An 18,447-nucleotide genomic window follows, 5' to 3' on the forward strand; every position below is an offset into this window, starting at 1 on the left:
CACCTCCCAGCGGTAGCTGGGGGACGTCGGCGAGTGACGAGAACGCGGCGAGCGCGCGTTGCCGGACGCCGCGAGCCCGGCCTGATCGGCAAGACACCCCCTAGGGGACGGGCCAGGCGTCCGACGCCGCTGCGCCGCGGAGCTCGCGATCGGGATCCGGCCCGGTCCCGGGCTCGGGACCGGGCCGGTCGAGGCCGGGGATACCGCACCCGAGGCGCGCCGCTTCCTGCGTCCATGCGGGCACGGGGTCGGCGAAGTACTGGACCTCGCCGCGGTGGTAGGCGTCGAGGTCCTTGCGCAGGGCGGCGCACCGGCACGGATCGGACGGGGCGGCGGCGGTGGCCGCGGCGGGTGCGAGGAGAACCCCGCCGGCCGCGACGGCGGCGACTGCTGCAGCACGAAGGCGATCACGAGGGGTGCGCTTGTTCGAGTACGCCATGCCGTCCGGGCCGCCGAACGGCGGCGCCGGCCTCCTTCCGCGGGGCTGTGAGCGGGCACCCACCGTACTGCGATCCGGCGTCCGGCCCGGGGACGTGAGGCGGGTTGCTCTCGCGCGGCGGCGGCTTCTTCTTCCGCTTCGCCGGCACCGGACACGCCAGCGCCTTCTCCACCATGTTCCGCGACACTCGATACCGCTGGGCCGGCACCCGACCCGACACCGCCGGATCGAGCCGCTTGTCCTGGTGGATCCGCTCAAAGATCCACCAGGCGTTGGCCGCGCGCAAGGCGGAAGCCAGCTGCGCGACCGAGCACGGCACCTTCATTGTGTGGCCTGCCCGGTCACCGGCGGCCACTTCCGGAAGGCACCGCCCTCGGCCGCCCGACGCGATCCTTCTCGTGGTCGGTGTCTTCACTTTCCGACCCTAGATCAACCGCACTGGCATCTCAGGATCCGCGTGCACGTCGACGCGAGTTGTCCATGCGGCTGGCGCCCAACGCGACGCCGCCTGGGCCGGACGCGGAGCCGAAGCCCGCCACCGAGACAGGTACCGGGCAGCCCAGCACATCTACCTCATGGAACTGGAGCCGGCCCCCTCGACGCCATCATCGACAACACGGCCTTCACCCGCCCCCACTTCCTCAACCCTGATGCGACCGGTGGGGCCGGGTTACCCGTTCGGAGCTTTCAGCGGCGCAGACGTGATGTGTTCCATGGGGGCACAGCGGACCTGGTAGCGGCCGTTGGGGATCTGTTCGGCCGCGTCGAGCCGCACGGTGAGCGGCCCGGCCCATTCGTAGCCCTGGCGCTCGCCATGGTGCTCCAACCGGTCGGTCAGTTCCTGTCCCACGAGGGTGAGGTGCGGGCCGATCTCGGCGTACACGGGCGGAGGCAGCTCGACGGTGTACACGTTCGGCACCACGGTGCGGCGGGAGCTACAGACGACCGCCTGCTCGTCGCACGTTCGCAGCAGCGCCCGGACCACCTCCGCCTCCTCCGCCTCAACGCCGAATAGCTTCTCCACCAATGCCTGCTCGGCCTGCTCGATCGCCCGCTCCCAGCCTTTCAGCGTGTCCATGAACCCGCGCCTGCCCGTCTTCCGAGACGTCACGCGCCCGGCCCTGCATGGGGCGGAGGTGGGCGCGCCGGAGTCGGGCCACGACCGTACGGAGCTGGTGGGCGGGACAGGCCCCGTCCGTGAACGCGACCCTGAACTTCAGTCCCGTCAGTCCCGTCAGTCCCGTCAGTCCCGTCGGCCCCGCCACGGAGGATGGAAGGGCGGCAGGAGCGTTACCGGGCCGCCCTTCTGCCGCGGCCCCGTACGGATGCCGACCGCCTTGCGCGGGCTGACCCGCTGGTTTTCAGGGCCATTCCACGCCTGCCGCAGGTCAATGCGCCTTCGAACGGCGCTGCTTGCCACTTCCGGTCTCGCGCCAGCCCGATGCCACGCGGCCCTCTGCTCGCGCCGGGGACCGTACTCAGCACCTGAGCCCCTCCCCGGCGGACGACCCTGCCGACGACCGGGGAAGGGGCGGGCCCCTCACTTGCCGGCCCATTCCTCCCCCGGACCTGGCGAGGGCTTCGTACGACCTCTCGGTTTCGTGTCGGTGCCGTCCGGTCGCCAGGCCCTGGCGGCTCTGTAACGATCGCAAAGGCCTCGCTCAGGGGAAGCCCATGCGGCGGCGCACCTATGGGCTTGAGGTGGGCTGCTCAACGAGCGGGTCGACGGGTCTCCACAGGGGAAGTGCATCAACTCGTCCGGGCGCGCTGGGGCATGCCGGACGTTCTCGTGAATCCGTTGGGGCCGGGCGGGTCACCGGCCAGTCGGGAAAGGACGTGCGTTCGCGCTCAGTGGCGAAGGCGTCCTTGGTCTTCTCGATGCCCGACATGGGGACCTCCTCGTTGTGGTACCGGATCGGTCGTGACCCCTCTCCTTCTCACATCGCCCGCCCGTCAACGGAGCAGGCTCCTGCACCCTCACGGCCCGGCCTGGGGTGGGCCGTCGCGCGCCGCTTCGCACCGGAGACCGCGGCCAAGGCGGGTCGCGCCCTTGTCGTCTCCTGCGGATTGCGTGCTGTGGGGGGCGGGCATCCTGCCTCGGGGACGGGGGCAGGCGCTGCGAGGCGGGGAGTGTGGCTCATGATGCAGCGGGTGGAGGTAATGCCCGATGAGGACGGTGTCCGGGTGATCGTGTGCGAGGGCGAGTTCGACCAGGACACCCTGGGCCCGCTCCAGAGGGCAGCAGACGCCGCGATAGCAGATCCCGGGATACGGCGGATCGCCCTGGACGTCACCGGCGTGGAGTTCGCCGACTCCACACTCCTGAGCCTCATGCTGCAGCTACTGCGCACGGGCCGTCTGGTCCTGATCGGCCCGACTCCCCAACGCCTGAACCGGATCTTCGACCTGACTCAGGCCGGCGACCTCTTCCCGGTCGTGGCCAGCGCGGACGCTGCCCGCCGTCTGTGAGGGCAGGCATCGCCCAGCACGGTCCGCGTGGAGAGGTTGTGCGCCTGTGGAGGGGACGGAGCGGGAGCGGCTGGTGGACATCGCGGCCGACTGTGCCGCGCAGGCCGAGGCGGAGGTCTGCGCCGACCGGGCCGTGGTCACGGTGGGATGTTCCGGCATCGGCTCAAGTACCAGTGGCTTGGACGTGGGCATGGGGGCGTTGCCCGTTTTGCAGGATTCCTGCAGCTCGCACCGGTCGGTGAGTTACCGCCGAAGCGTCTTTCGGAGCACGCCTTTGGTCGCCCGCCGCCCGAGCCACAATGCCGCGCCCGCCCCGCAGACCGTCGCACCCAGGGTCATCCGGCCGACGGCGGAATGAGGAGCCACGCGGCGTATCACGCCCCGCCTGACCTTCCTGCGCGTGCGGCGTCTGACGAGGGGCATTTCGTTCAATGCTTCCTGCTCGTGACCAGCCGGTAGACCAGCAAGATGATCAGGGATCCGACGATTGCCGCGATCCACGTGGACAACTCGAAGAACCCGTCGATCGAGTCGACCCCAAATATGATCTTGCCGAGCCACCCGCCGAGAAGACCGCCGGCGATGCCGATCAGCGGCGTCACGATGCAGCCACCGGGATCACGCCCCGGCATCAGAAGTTTCGCGATGATCCCGGCGAACAGTCCCACCAAAATCCATCCGAGGATGCCCATAACGGCCTCCCGTCCAGCAAAAATGTCTTACATGTCCTCTTCCCGCGTGCTGCACACCGAACCTCACCGACGCGGCGGCGGGCGCCTCCGGGCTTGTCGGTTGTTCTCCGGCCGCCGGATCTGTGGTTGCGGGGCGCGCAAGCTGACGTGCCGGGCGTGTTCGTCCCGCGGTGTGCCGGGCCTTGCCCGGGCCCCCTGGACGGGTGATCTCGGCAGGCAACGCCACGTACGGCATCGGGGCCCGGTCAACGTCCAGCTCACCGCCGGCATGCACGATGACCTGCCGCTCACGCCGGCCACCCGCATGTCCAGGTCGCGGTGTTCTTCTTGGCCAGGGCCGGAACGCATCTGCCAGGCCAGGCCTGCCTTCCGCTCGGGCAGCAGGGTGTCAATCGGCGCGACGGGCTTTGTGGGGGGCGACTCGCAGCCGTACCACGGCCGGCAGCCGGTCGTAACCGCTTGTCTGGCGGGCGCGATCAAGCGGACCTTCACACAGTGCTTGGAGGACGGGCCCGGGTTCGCCGTCGGGCGAGAGGGTGAGGTGGAGGTGGGCTTCGGGATGGCGCGGGGAGCCGTCCATCTGCGCCGCCGCCGCTCGGATGCCGGGCTGCTGCCCGGCATCGGCGGCAAGGGCGTTGCTGAGGGCTTGCTCGCGCAGTTCCACTCCCTCTACCGCGGGTGGTCCCTGGACGGGTATGTGGCCGGGGTGAGTGCGGCGTAGTTGCGCCAACAGCCACCACAGTGCGAGCAGGACGACGACGGTCAACGCGGCGATGACCGCGGGCCACCACCATCCGGCGGTCGTCCAATGGGTGCGGTCGGCCTCGGTGAGCAGGACCTGGTCGTCAGCGGTCAGGGGCCAGCCGTCGGGTGGTGCCAGGTGCCAGCGCCGGTACAGGTCGAAGCCACTCGCCAGCATCAGGCATCCCGCGCCGAGCAGGAGGATGCCTGTCGAAGCCAGCAGGAATCGGTTGACTGCGGATTTCCTCTTCATGGGATCCGTTTCCTGTCTCTTCTCGCCGTGAGCGTCCGCGGACGGGTCATGTACGGCGTGCGCGGACCCGAACGGCGAGCGAAGGCGTGCGTGCGAGGGCCAGCCGGTCGAGTTCTTCCCGCAACACGGTCACAAGGTCGGCCTTCACGTCGGCCGGGGCGCGGAAACGCACATCCGCGCGGACTCCGACGCGGTGCCGGGCGATACGGATCCGGGCGCCGCTGACGCCGGGAACGCGCATGGCGGCATCACGCAGGAGGAACACCGCTGCCTGGCGATCGAGCACCGCCCGCACCCGGGGGTCCGGGGACCGCAGGGGCAACTCGTGGCGCCGGCCCGGGGTGGCCGCCAAGACGAGCAGCCAAAGGCCGAGAACGGCGACGGCGGCGGCGCCGATCTGCATCCACAGGTCGTCCAGCGGCCGCGTCGCCAGTTCGTGGGCGAGCCCCCGACGCCACGCGGCGGCCGGATGGCCGGTACGCACTCGTGCGACATCGAAGAGGAGGAATCCGGCAGCAGTCCCGATCGCCAGTGCTGTCAGCGCGGCAGGTATCCGTCGTTCGGACCAGAGGCGGTGCGAGCGGTGCGAGCGGGTGGACTGTGGGCCGGCCGGATACGGCTCGGCCCTCTGCTCCGCCGTACGGAAGGTGACCTCTTCGGTTCCGGTGGGCTGCTCGGCCGGCGTATATCGGTCCCGATTCATACCGGCTCTCCTTCCCGATGGGATCCCCGATGGGACTGTCGTCCGGGCTCACTGCACACGTCGCCGTTCCAGCCCGCCCCAGGGCACCAGGTGCGCAACGGTGAGTGTGACCTCGGTGACGCGCATCCCGGTCAGCTGGGCTACCCGGTCGCTGACGTAGTGCTGCACCTTGCTGGAGCAGGTGGCGAGGTCGACCGGGTAGGGCAGGTCCATCGTCAGGCCCAGTCGTGCCGTGCCGCCGACGACTTTGGCGGAGGCCTGCGGGGTGGCCAGTTTGGGATGCGCGGGTGAGACGGAGGCCTGTTCGGCCAAAGCCTCCTGTGCGACACGGACCGCGATGCGGGCCACCACCTTCTCCGGTATCACCGTGGCGCCGCGTTCGGCCGCCGGGACACCCGGTGGCCCGGGGGACGCTGCGCCGACGGGCGGAGCGGCGGCAGGTTGCGAGGTCACCGCCGGTCCCGGGAACGCGTGAAGTCGGAGATCTCCAGGTCGCCCTGCAGCATGCGGCCGATCACCAAGCCGAGCAGGCCCAGGAACGCCACGAGCAGGAACGCCCAGAAGCCGCCGAAGAATGCGGCGAAGCCCACGGCCAAGCCGGCAAACAGTCCTGCGGTCGCTGCGCTCATTTCTCTCACCTGTATTTCACGTCGATCGTTTTCCCCGTCAGCCACCCGGAGCCGGGGCCGCAGGGTCACTGCACGCGGCCCTTACCCCCCTCGTCGTCCTCGTCCTCGTCCTCGGGAAGGTGTACGTCGTCGACGCTGATGTTCACCTCGACGACCTCCAGTCCGGTCATCCGTTCCACGGCCGTGATGACGCTTGTGCGGACGTCGGCGGCGAGGTCCACGATGGCCACGCCGTACTCCACGACCACGTCGAGATCGACGGCGGCCTGCCGTTCGCCCACCTCGACCTTCACGCCGCGGGACACGCTGGGACGTCCGCCGGAGACCTTGTCCGTCACCGCCCCGAGGGTACGGGCCACGCCGGCGCCCAGGCTGTGAATGCCCGGGACCTCGCGGGTGGCCATTCCTGCGATCTTCTCGACCACGCTGTCGGAGATGGTCGTCCGCCCCCGCGTCTCGGGCGCGGCCCCGCCGCCCGTCGCGCCCCTGAGAGCCGAGTGTGACTCCCCGCCGGTGTGGCTCGTGGAAGCCGTGACCTCAGGGCCCGGCCCGCTCCCACCCTCGGTGGGGTAGATGGTGTCCGACATGAGGACCTCCCCAGGAGTACCCGTCCGGGCATCCGGTGCGATGCCCTCAACGTCTTGGACACACCGCACGGGCATTCCTCACCCCTCTGGACCCCTCTGGCCCGACGCGCACCACCTACCATCGAAGAGTGCGTACGCGCGCCGCGACGGCCCTCTCCGGCAGAAAGCGAGCGGCTGATGCGCAACCGGACCAGACCCCTGCCACCCGGCCCCGACCGCGCGCCCGAGCCCGCTGCTCAGCCGCTCGCCGCTGCGGGATACGACGATCCCGGCGGCCAGGAACTGGACGACGCGGTGCTGGCCCTACGGGCCTCGGAAGGCGACGACGACGCCTTCGCCGTCCTGGTCCACCGACACAGCGGCCGCCTGCTCGCCCTCGCCTGCCACCTGCTCGGGAACCGGGCCGATGCCGAGGACGCAGTCCAAGACGCCTTCATCAGCGCCTGGCGGCAGCTGCCGGAGTTCCGCCACGGCGCCTCGTTCGGCACATGGATGTACCGCATCGTGACGAACCGCTGCCTCAACGCTTTGCGTCGCCGGCCCCGCCCCCTGCCCCTGAACACCGTCCCCGAACCCGCTGCCGCCGATGCGGGCAGCTCACCGCCCCGAGTGGCCGAGGCGGACGCAGCGACAGCCGCCCTGGCCCGAGCGCTCTTGGAACTGCCCCCCGAGCTGCGCGCGTGCTGGGTCCTCAGAGAGCTGCACGGGCTGCGCTATGACGAGATCGCCCACGTGGTGGGCAGCGGCGAACCGACCGTGCGCGGCAGACTCTTTCGCGCCCGACGCGCTCTGATGGAGGCGATGCGCCCATGGCGGTAAACGACCCGCACCCCCCGTCCGGCGACGAGCCGGAGACCGCGGCCGTCAAGAGGGCCGAGGCACATGCGAGCCCTGACGCTCGGACGCTCGCCGAAGCAGAGCCACTGCCCTGCGGACGCCCCCTGGGCCGGGCCTGGGAACAGGCCCGCGACCTGGCCGGCACGACAGACCCGCACACAGCCCACTGCCCCTACTGCCGCGACGCGGTAGAAGGGCTGGCAGCCCTGGACCGGGTTACCCGTGCTCTGCGCGCCGAGGAACAGCCGGACGGCCGCAGCCTGGCCGACCGGGTCATCAATGCGGTCCGGTCGGAGGTACGACTCGGCGCCATGCTGCTGCTGGACGACGCCGAACACGACCTGCGCATCGCCGAGAGCGCCGCCGCGAAAGTACTGCGCCATGCCGTGGACACCGTCCCCGGTGCCCGCGCAGCCAGCTGCCGTGTGACCCCCGTCGAGGACGGCACCGCCCTCCACCTCGTCACCCTCACCCTCGCGGCCGCTCTCGACCGCCCGTTGCCGGAGCGGGCCGAAGAAGTACGCCGAGCCGTCCTCCACGCAGCTGAGCACCTACTCGGCCTCGCCGTCACATCCGTCGACCTCGTCATCAACGCCGTGCTGGACTCCCCTCACACGGCGATGGACCAGCACTCCGGGCCGAGCGACCAGTGACCGCCGCCGACCGCGAAGAAGTCCACCGGGCCGCAGCCGCCGCAGCCATGGAGGTTGCCGGTGTAGCGGGACTCCAGCCCGGGCTCGCCGACCGACTGACCCTGGTGGCCTCCTTGACGAAGCAGGCGCTCACCACCGCAGGTACCGTCTCATCACCCGAGGCAGCCGGCATCCGCGCCGACCACACACCGGAAGGCGGCTGGAACGTGGAAGTACGGTGCATCCTCCACCGTGACCGCCGCGTGGTCGATGTCGCCCGGCACGTACGCGAACACGTGCTGAGCGCAGTCACCACCCAGCTCTCCCGACACGGCGCACCACCTCCTGTCACCGTCCTGGTAACGGTGACGCGCACCGTATAGGGCCGCGCCGTCCTGCCTGACAACGACGGGGTTCTGCGCGCCCGGTGGTGACCTCGTTCACGTCGGTCGGTCACCTGTCGCTGTGCGCTGAAGTTGTCGAACCAAGCCCGGTGCCGTGCTCGGTCAAAGCCGTGGTCCCTCACCCGCGCCGCAGGACTGCCCGACCCACACGCGCAACCCTGGCTCACCCCTCCCCCGGCGTCGGACCCGTCACACTGGAACCACCACGGCCCGCCCAAGCCGGCATACGCTCCGCCAGCCGCCAGCCGCCAGCCGTCGGGCCGGGCCGTCGGCGATGAGCGGACAACCGCCGAAGGCCACGGTGACCAGGCCAAGGGCAAGGCCCGACAGGCCAAGGAAGACGTCAAGGACACCTTCCACCACGGACAGGCGCGCCCCGGCACGCTGCCCGTTCGGGCCCCGACCCTCCCCCGGGCCGGGGCCCGAACACGTGCCGGACTGTAGCCGCGGGCAGGCAGAGCCGTCGTGGTGCGCTCTGGCGCCGCTGCATGGTAAGACGGCGATGGCTCAAGCGGGCCGAGCGCCGTCGGCTTGGCCGTGGTCTCTAAGGGAATTGGATTAGTGTGCAGTTGAAGCCAATTCAGGGGCAACCGTTAGGCACCAAGTTCGGTGACATGGACGGGGGGTTGGGCGACAGAGGACCATCGGCCTTGCAGTCTCCGGTTGCCACCGCCCGGGGCCAGCCCCGGCCGCGCCTAACGCCCCCAGGCCAGGGGTCACTCCGAATTCCCTGCTACAACCCTCCACGGGACGTCGTCTTCAGGTCCGCGTGGTACTGCTCGATGGCTTCCTGGATGCGCGGCTCGCCTGCGAATTCCTCCGGCAGTTGAGTGACGCGACAGCTTCGCTGCCATGAGCTGCTCAGCTGTCAGACCCCGGCTATGCGTCAGATGCGCGCGGGCAAGAGTGATGTCGGGGCCTGATGCTCCCGCCAGGGGGAGGGTCTGTAGGTTGCCTGTCATGGCTGAGCTTGGACCCGTTGTGTGGCCGCCTGCCCCGTTGCGGACCGAGCGGCTCGTGCTCCGCGAGTCGGTACCTCGGTGGTCCCCGGCCACGTGCTGAGCTTGAGAGTGCAGTGCCTGAAGTACCCGGGCGGTGCGCCGGCGTGTTCGCGGTCGATTACGACGGGGTGATGATCGGCATCGTCACGCTCGACCGGCGGGACGCGGAGCGTGCGGGGCACGTCTGTCCTGACGCCGGGGAGGCCGAGCTCAGCTACATGCTCCTGCCCGAGGCATGGGGACGTGGGTGTGGGTACGCCTTTGAGGCGTGCTCGGCGGCGCTCGGCTGGTTCGCCGACGCGTTTCCCCGCGAGCCGGTGGTGCTCTGCACTCAGGTGGCCAACGACCGCTCGGTAGGTGTCGCGGTGAAACTGGGATTCACCAGCGGTTCGAGGAGTTCGGCGCCGAGCAGTGGTTCGGAGTGTGGTCCTCGGTTCCGCAGTCTGGTTGAGCGCACGCGACAGCCGTGCGACCACCCCTCGAGGTCCCGCGTCCGCTTCGTGGTGCATGGCTTCAGGGGTGCGCGTGCTGCGGCGGCGGTCAGTTGTCCGGACCGCAGACGGCGCCTCCGCGCTGCTGACGGGAGTATTGGACGATGGCGCCCTGCGAGGTCGATGGCGCGCTGCCGTTGGCGGGAGTGAGGGTGTAGAAGGCGACGATGGAGCCCTTGGTGACGGCGTCCAGGACGCCGTTCCAGGGGATGGTGTAGCTGGCCGAGGTGGTGTCAGCGGTAATGCTCACGACACCCTGGGTCTTCACGGCCGGGGTCTGCCCGGTGTCGTCGCTGCAGACCGTGACGTGGAAGGTGACCGTGTCGCCGGTTTTGAAAGGTATCTGGTCCACCCTGACGAGGACACCGTTCCATGGCTTCTGCTGGCAGGTGATCCCGGCCGGGGGTTCCTCATAAGGAAATTCCGGGAAGTCGAGCTCGATGGACATGTTGGCTCCTGGCTGTCGAAAGGCGGGGGTGAGAGTCCGGGCACCCGCTCCGCGATCATGCAGCACACGCCGGGACGGCGCCGCTCCGGGCGAGAGAGGACCATCGGGGTCAGGCAGGGGGTCGCCGACCGGCTCCGGGTCCTCGGCCTGGCCCGCCAAACGCACGTGGATCTTCACCGTGTGCCAGCCTTCCATCCCCGGGCCTCGGTGAACCCGTCCGCGCAGTCGTCCGTCCCGCGCGTTCCGGGCGGTCCGGCCATCCGATGGACGCCGCTTCCGCCTCGCCCAACGTCAGCCTGAGCCCCCTCGAATGGCGCCACAGACCCCTCACGTGGATCGGGAAAACCTCGCGGGGATCCCACCCGCCAGCGCCACAGCCCACACCCCGCCCCGAAACCGACCGCTGAGACCGCCCGGCCCGCGCGACGCAGCGGGCCGGGGACGGCCACCGCTGCGCGGAGGCGCATGAGGTCAGGGGCGGGTCCCGGGTCGGCGGACGCGGGCCGCCGGGCGCTCGGGGCGGTACAGGGCTTCCGGCGGGACGGGCAGGCGGGGCTCCAGCGGGCTTCGGTCGAACACGAGCCTGCCCAGCCCCGTCAGCGCGTCCGCCCCGAGCCGGCTCAGGACCGCGTCGAAGGCCCCGTACAAGCTGCCGCTGTCACCGACCAGCAGTACACAGTTCCGGCGTGCGAACTCCCCCACCGGGAACACAGGCTCCCCCGCCGCCCGACTCCACGTGCCCACCCAGCCCAGGATGTCCGCGCGGCCGGAGATGTCGATGTCGTCGTCAGAGCTGTCCCGCGGATTGGCGAAGACCAGGTGCAGCCCGCCGTACTCGGCCAGGAACTCCGTTGCCGCGCGCGATGCGGGCCCGTACTGCTCCACCATGTCCGGCGCGGGGCCCGGTCCCGCGCTCCGGCCCGGCGTCCAACCAGCACCGCGCAAAACCGCCCGGGCCGCCGCACGGTAGGCCTCCCGACGGGGCGCGTCTAGGGGCGGCATTCGCTCCAGATCAGTGCTCATCGTCCGGCTCCGGTCGGTCTACGAGGGTCCGACCGCATGGCGGTCGCGGAGGGGCGTGGCGCCGCAGCCGCGCCGGACGAGTATCCCAGGGCCCGGCCCCTGCCCGGCGCACCGGGCCCCCGGGAGCTGCCGTTGCGGAGGCGGTGGGAAGCCCGACTCGGCGGGTGCCTGCTACTGATCTCCCTCCCGCGTCGCGCTCGCGCCGCGGACCGATTGGGCGCCCTCCTGCTCGCACCGCAGGTTGCCGCGTGGCACGGCGCACCGGCGCTCCGTTCGACGGGTGCACTGCCGCGGTGGAGGATGGGGCAGTGTGATGACGGTTTTGGTGGTCGGCGTAGCGGAGGGCGAGGAGCTGGAGCGGCTGCGGTCGCGGATCCAGCGCAACCCCCACTTCCAGGTCATCTCCCATGCCCACACCCCCGACGCCGCCCTGGCACACGCCCGGGTCCTGCTCCCGGACATCACCGTCCTCACCCTCTCCGGCGGCTTCCGCGACAACCCCGCCGCACTCGGCATCTTCCACGGGGTACGCGCCATGGACCCGCCCAGCGGGGTAGTGCTCCGCACCAGGACCGGCTCCGCCCCCGGCGACCTCGACGCCTTCACCATCGACGGGGCCGTCCACCTCGTGCGCGCGGGCGACGAGGAGGGACTGATGCGCGCCCTGCGCACCATCGGCCTGCGCCGCGCATCGTGCGACCCGGACGAAATGCCCTGACAAGCCGCCCCGGCCGGGCGATCCTGCGTATGGCTGCGGGGCCGGGCCGGCCAGGTCACTCCCGTCACCGACGAAGACGGACACCTCCTCCGGCAGGTGACCGGTCACCGCGCCCCCGCCGGAGCCACGGGACTCCGGAGCGGACGACCCGGGAATCGTAGCCCGCGAGGGCACGAGTGGCGGAGGCGTACCGGAGCCGCTGCGAGTGCCGCCGGCACTTGAGTCCTCCGTGGAGCCGGTCTGTCTCACACGAGTCTGTCCGAGCACCCCCTGGCGGCGGATCGAACGGTGGCACGATTCCCATGTCCCCCAATGAATCCATCGAGCGCGGACAGGATCGAAGCGGGTTGGCGAGCGGTCCGCGCTGACGGGCGCGTGGGTCTCGAGCTGCTGGACCTCGCCTTCGCTGAACCGCGCCTACGGCAGTTGTTCCCTTGGACGGGAATGGGTGAGCTGCACTTCAGCCGGTTTACCGAACAACGGTGGACGTGGGCCATCCCCTACATCCTGCCTGCAGCCGACGGCGGTATTGGGTCTCGGGACCTCTTCGTTCGCAGACCGTGAGGCCCGCGGAAACGGCCGCACAAGCCGTCGCCATCGTGGTGGAACGCCTGCCGACCGGATGCGGGCCCGCCTTCCTCGGCACGCCAGATGAACTCGTAGCCTACGAGGAGACAGCCCAAGACCACCTCAACCGTTAAAACGACAAGTTTAAGGACTGTCCCGTAACTGGGCGGCATCCCCGTTACCGATCCCGGATCGGACCGTGTCAGTGGCTGGTGACAGAATCGAGGAGTGCTGATCAAGGGATATGACGTCGGCCCATTGGTGCCGGGCGAGTCATTGCTGGACCACCCAGGCTTCTGGTCGAACTACCTCTTGGCGATGTGTAGCGACGGGGGTTGTGCCGAGCGTCCGGTTCCGGAGTGGTTCGGTGAGGACGGCGCCGATGCCGATGCCCTGTCCGAGGTCCTTTTCGATCCTGCACGCTGGCCAGTGTTCCGGGTGCCTGCCCAAGACGGCCCCGGAGCGGTGGTGATCTACCGCAACTTGGATGGCGACTACGGCACCGACTACCTCCTCACCCATCCAGGCAGAAACGACGTCGAGCAGATCGCCAGCTGGGACGGAGACTTCTCGGGCAGTGGGTTGACATGGCACGAACTGATCCGGATCGCTGACAGCCCGTCCCTCGTGCCCGAAGGGGTCCATGACACGGCCACCCGCTTCCTGCTGCTGCTTCCCCTCCTCACCGACCCGGACGTTCCGGAAACGGCATCTGCCAGGCTTATCGCCGCCCTCACCGCAGTCGGCGCGCCGCAAGACGGTGCCTCCACTGCGGCGGAGCACCTGCTGGCGCACCTCACGCGGAGATCCCGACACGACCCCACGTGGACGTCTCCGCTGAGCGGCAGCTGAGAGGTGGGCCGAGCTCGCCACTCGCCCCATGGAACGATCTTGGTGTGGCTGGTGTGATCACGGCGTCGGAGCCGTCCTGGATAGCCCCGTTCTCCGGGCAGCCCGGCGGCACCCTCGAAGACGGTGAAGACTTCCACAACGCCCTCGCCAGCGAACTCGCCGCAGAACTCTAGACCTCGACGTGGACCAACCGACGGCGGCGACATGCTGTGACTCGTCGTCCAGCGCATCAGCCGCCCGGGCCCCACCCCGCCCCCGCGCAAACTCCATCCGCTCCCGCGGCTCGGGCCCCCCTCGCAGCACTGGCCTGTGGCCTCGCGATCATCCAGACGAGGTCGTCGGCGACCTGGGTCGCCCAACCATGCTGAGCCCGCGGGGTGCCGAGGGAGTATCGACGGGCACCGCACTGCGTCGTGGCGCACACGGCGGCAGGACGGCCAGCCGCTCAGCCGAACATCACACTGTGCGGATTGGCGCCGCCGAAGTTCACCGATGTGCCCGGCTGCATCGTCAGGCCCGATTCCTCACAGCCGTGATCGGCGAACACCGTCGCCCTACTGTTCGTGTGGTTGGCAGCACTCGTGGCTCCGCTGACCAATAGGAAGCACTCGCCGTTCGCGGGGTTGTGCAGAGTGAAATCGTCCTCGTTCACATTGACGTAGGTGAAGTCCCCGGTGACCGCCTGGGCGCTGGTAGACACCCCGGTGAACAGCGCGAGAGCAGCGCCGGTGGTCACCGCCGTCCGTACGATGTTCCTCAGTGACTGCATTTCAGTTTCCCTGGATGCCTGCGGGCGTGGATCTTGGTCATCACCAGGGTCGTAGATTTCGACCATTCCTTGAAGAGCCGGAAGCTGATGCCACCCGAACGGACTACCGCGTACCTGGGTCCGCGCTGGAGGTGGGGGGGCCGAGGCTGACCCTCGGGGTGCGGCGCTGCTGTTTCTCGCCGGTCTGCCTACCGGGACGTACCGCGTGTCCGTCCGCTGAGGCAGGGACCGGTGCACGGCTGACCCGTCGGACACCCGTGAGGTAAGCGGGGGCGGGCTCGCCCTTCCGGTGCCTGGCCCTCCCGATCAGGCCACAGCTGTAGCCGAAGCAGCAGCGGCCACGCCGTAACCCGAACAGTCGGCGCGTGGGCCGACCGCTTGGAGAACCGCTGTGGGCCTGCGCACGCTGATCACCGACGTCTGGAGCTGGGGCCGCCTGGTGCTGCCCACCCTGGAGCGGCGTCATCGGCGACAACTGGGCGTCCAACGCCATGAAGGGACGATCGTGCTGATCGAAGGCCATCACGTCGGCCCGCCAGTGCCGGGCTTCGCTGCTGACTTCCAGCTCCGCCCGCCAGCCCGCCACCCGGGGCGCCATGGCCAGCTCCAGCTTCAACAGGTGGTGCTCCGGTGACTCGTTCGACAGCTCGCAGTCGTTTTGGCCGTGGCTGGTGATAGAAGTGTCGGGCGCTGCACGGTGAGACCCGGGCGAAAACCGTCCTCGGCACTCCGGACACGCCAGCTCCAGTTCCTTCACACGATGGACGCCCGTCCGGGCACGGCCCCACCCGAGATCGGCCAGCGACGCGTCCAGCCTGCCCCTACCCGAGCAGCCGAGGTCTCCCGGGCGGTGCCGGCGGACAACAAGCACCCGGGCTCCCGGCCCAGAGCAAACAACCGGGCCGGTACTGCCCCTCTCCCACCTGCCAAAGCCCGCCCCGCCCGGAGACCGGCCGTGCTCCCGCCTCTGCGCGCCCCGTGCCGGCCGCCCGCGACGCATCCGGCGAAGGCCCACACGCCCGGCCGACGCCCCAGCGGAAGGCCGAGGGCCCGGCCCGGCCCGGCCGCGCAAGGCCACCCCGCCCAGGCCCGCCGTACGCCCGACCGCGAAGCCCAAGCCCAAGCCCCGGAAGGTGAAGGCGCGGCCGAGCCGTACGCCCGCACCGCACCCGGTGCGGCCCGCACCCGGGACAGGGGCTGGGGACATGGCCGCGCTCTGCCACGCCGCGCACGGCGTCACCAGCCCCGGAGTGGCCACGCTCTGCCAGCAGGCGTACGGCCGCTTGTGACTCCGACCGCAAGTTGGCGCATCCGATCGCTACTTGGGGGCCTCGCGGTGGAGGTGACGCGATCACCGCCGGTTGCGCACGGTCGTCGCCGGTATGGCCCGGGGCCGTAGCGCCGAACGGGTCAGGTGATGGTGGGGCTGCGGCGCTCGACGAGGACGACGTCGCGCCAGGTTCCGTGGTGGCGGCCGATGCGTTCGCGGGTTCCGATGACGCGGAACCCGGCGCGCTCGTGCAGAGCGAGGCTGGCGGTGTTCTCCGGGAAGATGCCGGACTGCACCGTCCAGATGCCGGCGGCGTCGGTGGAAGCGAGCAGGGCGGTCAGCAGGACCAGGCCGACTCCCCGGCCTCGGGCATCCGGATGGACATAGACGGAGTGCTCCACGACGCCGGCGTACGCGCACCGGTCGGAGACCGGCACCACGGCGGCCCAGCCCAGGACCCGGCCGTCCTCTTCGAGGGCGACCAGGCGGTGGGCGGGCAGCTTCGCGGTGTCGAACGCCTCCCAGGTCGGGGCGGTGGTCTCGAAGGTGGCGTTTCCCTCGTCGATGCCCTGCTGGTAAATCGCCAGGACCTGCTCAGCGTGCTCGGGCTGCATGGGCGCGATGCACACGCGGCTCTTGTTGGCCTTCACGCGGCGGGGGTGATGTCGAGTTCGGCGAGCAGGCCGTGGATGCGCTGCTCGATCTCGTCGCGGATCGGCCGGACCGCGGCGACGCCTTGTCCGGCCGGGTCTTCGAGCTGCCAGTCCAGGTAGCGCTTGCCCGGGAAGTAGGGGCAGGCGTCGCCGCAACCCATGGTGATCACCACGTCCGAGGACTGCACGGCCTCGGCGGTGAGGACCTTGGGGGTCTCGGCGGAGATGTCGATGCCGGCCTCCCGCATGGCCTCGACCACGGCGGGGTTCACGGCGCTCGCGGGGGCGGACCCGGCGGACCGGACCTGGACGTGGTCGCCGCCGAGGTGGGTGAGGAATGCGGCGGCCATCTGGGAGCGGCCGGCGTTGTGAACGCAGACGAACAGCACGGACGGGGTGGTGGAGGTGCTCATCAGGTCAGGGCGCTTTCTTCGGTGGCACGGGCGGGTGAGGCGGACTTCTGCCCGCCAGGCAGGACGACGGCCTCGGCCTCGGTCCCCGCGGTGCGGCCGAAGCAGACGGCGACCAGGCCGAGCCCGACGGCGGAGCCGATCAGCTGGGCGGCGAGGAAGGGCAGCACGGAGGCGGGGGCGATGCCGGCGAAGGTGTCGGTGAACGCCCGGCCGATCGTCACAGCGGGGTTGGCGAAGCTGGTGGAGGAGGTGAACCAGTACGCCGCGCCGATGTAGGAGGCGACCAGCAGCGGCGCCATGTGCGCCCGGCCGGCGCGGGCCAGGCCGAAGACGAGCCAGACCAGCCCGGCGGTGGCCACGACCTCCGCCAGCCACAGGTGCCCGGCCCACCGGTCATGGGCGGAGAGGTGCACCAGCGGCTTGCCGAACATGGCGTCGGCCAGCACCGCGCCGGCGATCGCCCCGGCGACCTGGGCGGGCACGTACGCGGCGACGTCGCGCAGGGCAGGCCCATCGCCGGTGCGGCGGCCGGTGAACCAGGCGGCGAGGGTGACCGCCGGGTTGAAGTGCGCCCCGGACACTGGCCCCAGGAAGGCGATGAGCACGCCGAGGCCGAAGACGGTGGCGAGGGAGTTGGCCAGCAGCTGCGTCCCGACGTCGCGGGTCAGTTCGGTGGCCTGAATCCCGGAGCCGACCACCACCGCGACCAGCGCGGCCGTCCCCAGCCCCTCGACGGTCGCCCGACGGAGCAGCGGCGCCGGCGCGCTCACGCCGGGGCCTTTGCGGACACCACGGGAATCTGGAGCAGGGAAGACAGCTTGGCCAGGGCCTCGGGCAGCACCCAGTAGTACACCCACGTCCCACGCCGCTCGGAGTCCACCAGCCCGGCCTCCCGCAGCACCTTCAGGTGGTGGGAGATCGTCGGCTGGGAGACGTCGAACGGGCCGATGAGGTCGCACACGCACGCCTCCCCACCCTCGTGGGAGGCGATCAGCGACAGCAGGCGCAGCCTGATCGGGTCCGCGAGCGCCTTGAACATCCGCGACAGCTCGACCGCGGCCTCCTCGCCGAGCGGTTCGCGGACCATCGGCGCGCAGCACGCGACGTCGTCCTGACCGAGCACCGGCAAACCAGCTTGTTTCGACATGCCTCAATATTGACAGCCATCGATCCCGGTGGCAAGGTCGACTGTATCGACAGACGTCGAAACAAGCCGTTCGATGGGAGACCGCCATGTCCCGTGTCCAGCTCGCCCTCCGCATTGCCGACCTTGAAGCCTCCATCGCCTTCTACTCCAAGCTGTTCGGCACCGAGCCGGCCAAGCGCCGCGAGGGCTACGCCAACTTCGCCATCACCGAACCCCCGCTCAAGCTCGTCCTCATCGAGGGCGAGGCCGGCGAAGACACCCGCCTCGATCACCTCGGAGTCGAAGTCGCCTCTACCGAGCAGGTCAACGCCGCCACCACCCGCCTCGAGGACGCGGGCCTGGCCACCTTCGAGGAGAACGACACCTCCTGCTGCTACGCCCTCCAGGACAAGGTCTGGGTCACCGGTCCCGGCAAGGAGCCCTGGGAGGTCTACGTCGTCAAGGCCGACGCCGAAACCCTCGGCAAGAGCGCCGACAGCGCGCCGGACGCGTGCTGCGGCACCACCGCCTGCTGCACCCCCGACGAGCAGGCCGTCGACCCGGCACAGACCCCGGCCGACGCCAAGGTTGCCGCCGGGTGCTCCTGCACCGGCTGACCCCGCCCCGGGGGGGGGGGGGGGGGTGGGGGGGGGGGGGGGGGGGGGGGGGGGGGGGGGGGGGGGGAGGGGCGCGGGGGGGGTAGGGAAAAGAAGAAGAGGAGGGGGGGGAG

24 protein-coding genes and 3 pseudogenes are annotated in these 18,447 nt (G+C 70.5%); 12 read left to right on the forward strand and 15 right to left on the reverse strand.

Features of this window, described 5'->3' with window-relative positions:
* Positions 1–100: 100 nt before the first annotated feature.
* Entirely contained in the window at positions 101–439 is a 339-nt protein-coding gene (locus ACZ49B_RS34235) for a hypothetical protein (RefSeq protein ID WP_468313818.1), read from the reverse strand.
* 670 nt (positions 440–1,109) lie between these two features.
* Positions 1,110–1,517: a DUF3662 domain-containing protein gene (locus tag ACZ49B_RS34240; RefSeq protein WP_468313821.1), complete on the reverse strand. Its 408-nt coding sequence runs from the start codon at positions 1,515–1,517 to the stop codon at positions 1,110–1,112.
* Positions 1,518–2,599: 1,082 nt separating this feature from the next.
* Here ACZ49B_RS34240 and ACZ49B_RS34245 point away from each other — a divergent pair.
* Positions 2,600–2,908 carry an STAS domain-containing protein gene (locus ACZ49B_RS34245; RefSeq protein WP_468313823.1) on the forward strand — a complete coding sequence of 103 codons (309 nt, stop codon included), beginning with the start codon at positions 2,600–2,602 and terminating at the stop codon, positions 2,906–2,908.
* A gap of 428 nt (positions 2,909–3,336) precedes the next feature.
* On the opposite strand, the gene ACZ49B_RS34250 is transcribed toward ACZ49B_RS34245, so the two are convergent.
* From ACZ49B_RS34250 to ACZ49B_RS34275, 6 genes are all read right to left on the reverse strand, one after another.
* Entirely contained in the window at positions 3,337–3,600 is a 264-nt protein-coding gene (locus ACZ49B_RS34250) for a GlsB/YeaQ/YmgE family stress response membrane protein (protein ID WP_468313825.1), read from the reverse strand.
* Positions 3,601–3,988: 388 nt separating this feature from the next.
* Entirely contained in the window at positions 3,989–4,594 is a 606-nt protein-coding gene (locus ACZ49B_RS34255; protein ID WP_468313828.1) for an alkaline shock response membrane anchor protein AmaP, read from the reverse strand.
* Positions 4,595–4,640: 46 nt separating this feature from the next.
* The gene (locus ACZ49B_RS34260; protein ID WP_468313831.1) at positions 4,641–5,297 is read right to left on the reverse strand and encodes a DUF6286 domain-containing protein; all 657 of its coding nucleotides are present in this window, start codon (positions 5,295–5,297) and stop codon (positions 4,641–4,643) included.
* 48 nt (positions 5,298–5,345) lie between these two features.
* The gene (locus tag ACZ49B_RS34265) at positions 5,346–5,750 is read right to left on the reverse strand and encodes an Asp23/Gls24 family envelope stress response protein (protein ID WP_468313833.1); all 405 of its coding nucleotides are present in this window, start codon (positions 5,748–5,750) and stop codon (positions 5,346–5,348) included.
* The gene (locus ACZ49B_RS34270; protein ID WP_468313836.1) at positions 5,747–5,926 is read right to left on the reverse strand and encodes a hypothetical protein; all 180 of its coding nucleotides are present in this window, start codon (positions 5,924–5,926) and stop codon (positions 5,747–5,749) included. Before ACZ49B_RS34270 ends, ACZ49B_RS34265 begins: the two co-directional genes overlap by 4 nt.
* A gap of 65 nt (positions 5,927–5,991) precedes the next feature.
* The gene (locus tag ACZ49B_RS34275) at positions 5,992–6,513 is read right to left on the reverse strand and encodes an Asp23/Gls24 family envelope stress response protein (RefSeq protein WP_468313838.1); all 522 of its coding nucleotides are present in this window, start codon (positions 6,511–6,513) and stop codon (positions 5,992–5,994) included.
* Between the two features lie 177 nt (positions 6,514–6,690).
* Here ACZ49B_RS34275 and ACZ49B_RS34280 point away from each other — a divergent pair, with 177 nt between their 5' ends.
* The 5 genes and pseudogenes from ACZ49B_RS34280 (at position 6,691) to ACZ49B_RS34300 (ending at position 9,838) form a co-directional block, all read left to right on the forward strand.
* Positions 6,691–7,332, forward strand: coding sequence for an RNA polymerase sigma factor (locus ACZ49B_RS34280; protein WP_468313840.1), 642 nt, complete (start codon positions 6,691–6,693; stop codon positions 7,330–7,332).
* Positions 7,323–8,003 (forward strand): hypothetical protein, encoded by a 681-nt coding sequence (locus ACZ49B_RS34285; RefSeq protein WP_468313842.1) that lies wholly within the window; start codon positions 7,323–7,325, stop codon positions 8,001–8,003. Before ACZ49B_RS34280 ends, ACZ49B_RS34285 begins: the two co-directional genes overlap by 10 nt.
* Positions 8,000–8,365 (forward strand): hypothetical protein, encoded by a 366-nt coding sequence (locus tag ACZ49B_RS34290; protein ID WP_468313844.1) that lies wholly within the window; start codon positions 8,000–8,002, stop codon positions 8,363–8,365. The genes ACZ49B_RS34285 and ACZ49B_RS34290 overlap by 4 nt, the downstream gene beginning before the upstream one ends.
* 279 nt (positions 8,366–8,644) lie before the next feature.
* Positions 8,645–8,749: pseudogene (locus ACZ49B_RS34295) on the forward strand (CsbD family protein); the annotation flags it as partial.
* Between the two features lie 597 nt (positions 8,750–9,346).
* Positions 9,347–9,838 (forward strand): annotated as a pseudogene (locus ACZ49B_RS34300) (GNAT family N-acetyltransferase).
* An 89-nt stretch (positions 9,839–9,927) separates the two neighbouring features.
* Here the strand turns inward: ACZ49B_RS34300 and ACZ49B_RS34305 are convergent.
* Entirely contained in the window at positions 9,928–10,326 is a 399-nt protein-coding gene (locus ACZ49B_RS34305; RefSeq protein WP_468313847.1) for a hypothetical protein, read from the reverse strand.
* Between the two features lie 471 nt (positions 10,327–10,797).
* Positions 10,798–11,349, reverse strand: coding sequence for an SUKH-3 domain-containing protein (locus tag ACZ49B_RS34310; protein ID WP_468313849.1), 552 nt, complete (start codon positions 11,347–11,349; stop codon positions 10,798–10,800).
* Between the two features lie 313 nt (positions 11,350–11,662).
* Here ACZ49B_RS34310 and ACZ49B_RS34315 point away from each other — a divergent pair, with 313 nt between their 5' ends.
* The 4 genes and pseudogenes from ACZ49B_RS34315 (at position 11,663) to ACZ49B_RS34330 (ending at position 13,659) form a co-directional block, all read left to right on the forward strand.
* Entirely contained in the window at positions 11,663–12,067 is a 405-nt protein-coding gene (locus ACZ49B_RS34315; RefSeq protein WP_468313851.1) for a hypothetical protein, read from the forward strand.
* Between the two features lie 312 nt (positions 12,068–12,379).
* Positions 12,380–12,768 (forward strand): annotated as a pseudogene (locus ACZ49B_RS34320) (DUF6193 family natural product biosynthesis protein).
* A gap of 94 nt (positions 12,769–12,862) precedes the next feature.
* Positions 12,863–13,486 (forward strand): hypothetical protein, encoded by a 624-nt coding sequence (locus ACZ49B_RS34325; protein ID WP_468313853.1) that lies wholly within the window; start codon positions 12,863–12,865, stop codon positions 13,484–13,486.
* Between the two features lie 44 nt (positions 13,487–13,530).
* Positions 13,531–13,659 (forward strand): hypothetical protein, encoded by a 129-nt coding sequence (locus ACZ49B_RS34330; protein WP_468313856.1) that lies wholly within the window; start codon positions 13,531–13,533, stop codon positions 13,657–13,659.
* A 272-nt stretch (positions 13,660–13,931) separates the two neighbouring features.
* Here ACZ49B_RS34330 and ACZ49B_RS34335 read toward each other — a convergent pair whose 3' ends face one another.
* On the reverse strand, positions 13,932–14,321 hold the full coding sequence (locus ACZ49B_RS34335; RefSeq protein ID WP_468313858.1) for a hypothetical protein: 390 nt from the start codon (positions 14,319–14,321) through the stop codon (positions 13,932–13,934).
* A 325-nt stretch (positions 14,322–14,646) separates the two neighbouring features.
* On the opposite strand from ACZ49B_RS34335, the gene ACZ49B_RS34340 reads away from it, so the two are divergent.
* Positions 14,647–14,889, forward strand: coding sequence for a hypothetical protein (locus tag ACZ49B_RS34340; RefSeq protein WP_468313860.1), 243 nt, complete (start codon positions 14,647–14,649; stop codon positions 14,887–14,889).
* A 776-nt stretch (positions 14,890–15,665) separates the two neighbouring features.
* Here the strand turns inward: ACZ49B_RS34340 and ACZ49B_RS34345 are convergent.
* The 4 genes from ACZ49B_RS34345 to ACZ49B_RS34360 are packed head-to-tail and all read right to left on the reverse strand — an operon-like array spanning position 15,666 to position 17,738.
* Positions 15,666–16,175, reverse strand: a complete 510-nt coding sequence (locus ACZ49B_RS34345; RefSeq protein ID WP_468313863.1) for a GNAT family N-acetyltransferase — start codon at positions 16,173–16,175, stop codon at positions 15,666–15,668.
* Positions 16,172–16,591 carry an arsenate reductase ArsC gene (locus tag ACZ49B_RS34350; RefSeq protein ID WP_468313866.1) on the reverse strand — a complete coding sequence of 140 codons (420 nt, stop codon included), beginning with the start codon at positions 16,589–16,591 and terminating at the stop codon, positions 16,172–16,174. Before ACZ49B_RS34350 ends, ACZ49B_RS34345 begins: the two co-directional genes overlap by 4 nt.
* Positions 16,591–17,361 carry an aquaporin gene (locus ACZ49B_RS34355; protein ID WP_468313869.1) on the reverse strand — a complete coding sequence of 257 codons (771 nt, stop codon included), beginning with the start codon at positions 17,359–17,361 and terminating at the stop codon, positions 16,591–16,593. Before ACZ49B_RS34355 ends, ACZ49B_RS34350 begins: the two co-directional genes overlap by 1 nt.
* Entirely contained in the window at positions 17,358–17,738 is a 381-nt protein-coding gene (locus tag ACZ49B_RS34360) for a metalloregulator ArsR/SmtB family transcription factor (protein ID WP_468313872.1), read from the reverse strand. The genes ACZ49B_RS34355 and ACZ49B_RS34360 overlap by 4 nt, the downstream gene beginning before the upstream one ends.
* An 86-nt stretch (positions 17,739–17,824) precedes the next feature.
* On the opposite strand from ACZ49B_RS34360, the gene ACZ49B_RS34365 reads away from it, so the two are divergent.
* Positions 17,825–18,334: an ArsI/CadI family heavy metal resistance metalloenzyme gene (locus ACZ49B_RS34365; protein WP_468313875.1), complete on the forward strand. Its 510-nt coding sequence runs from the start codon at positions 17,825–17,827 to the stop codon at positions 18,332–18,334.
* Positions 18,335–18,447: the final 113 nt, after the last annotated feature.

The organism is Streptomyces sp. NPDC031132 (assembly GCF_055570595.1).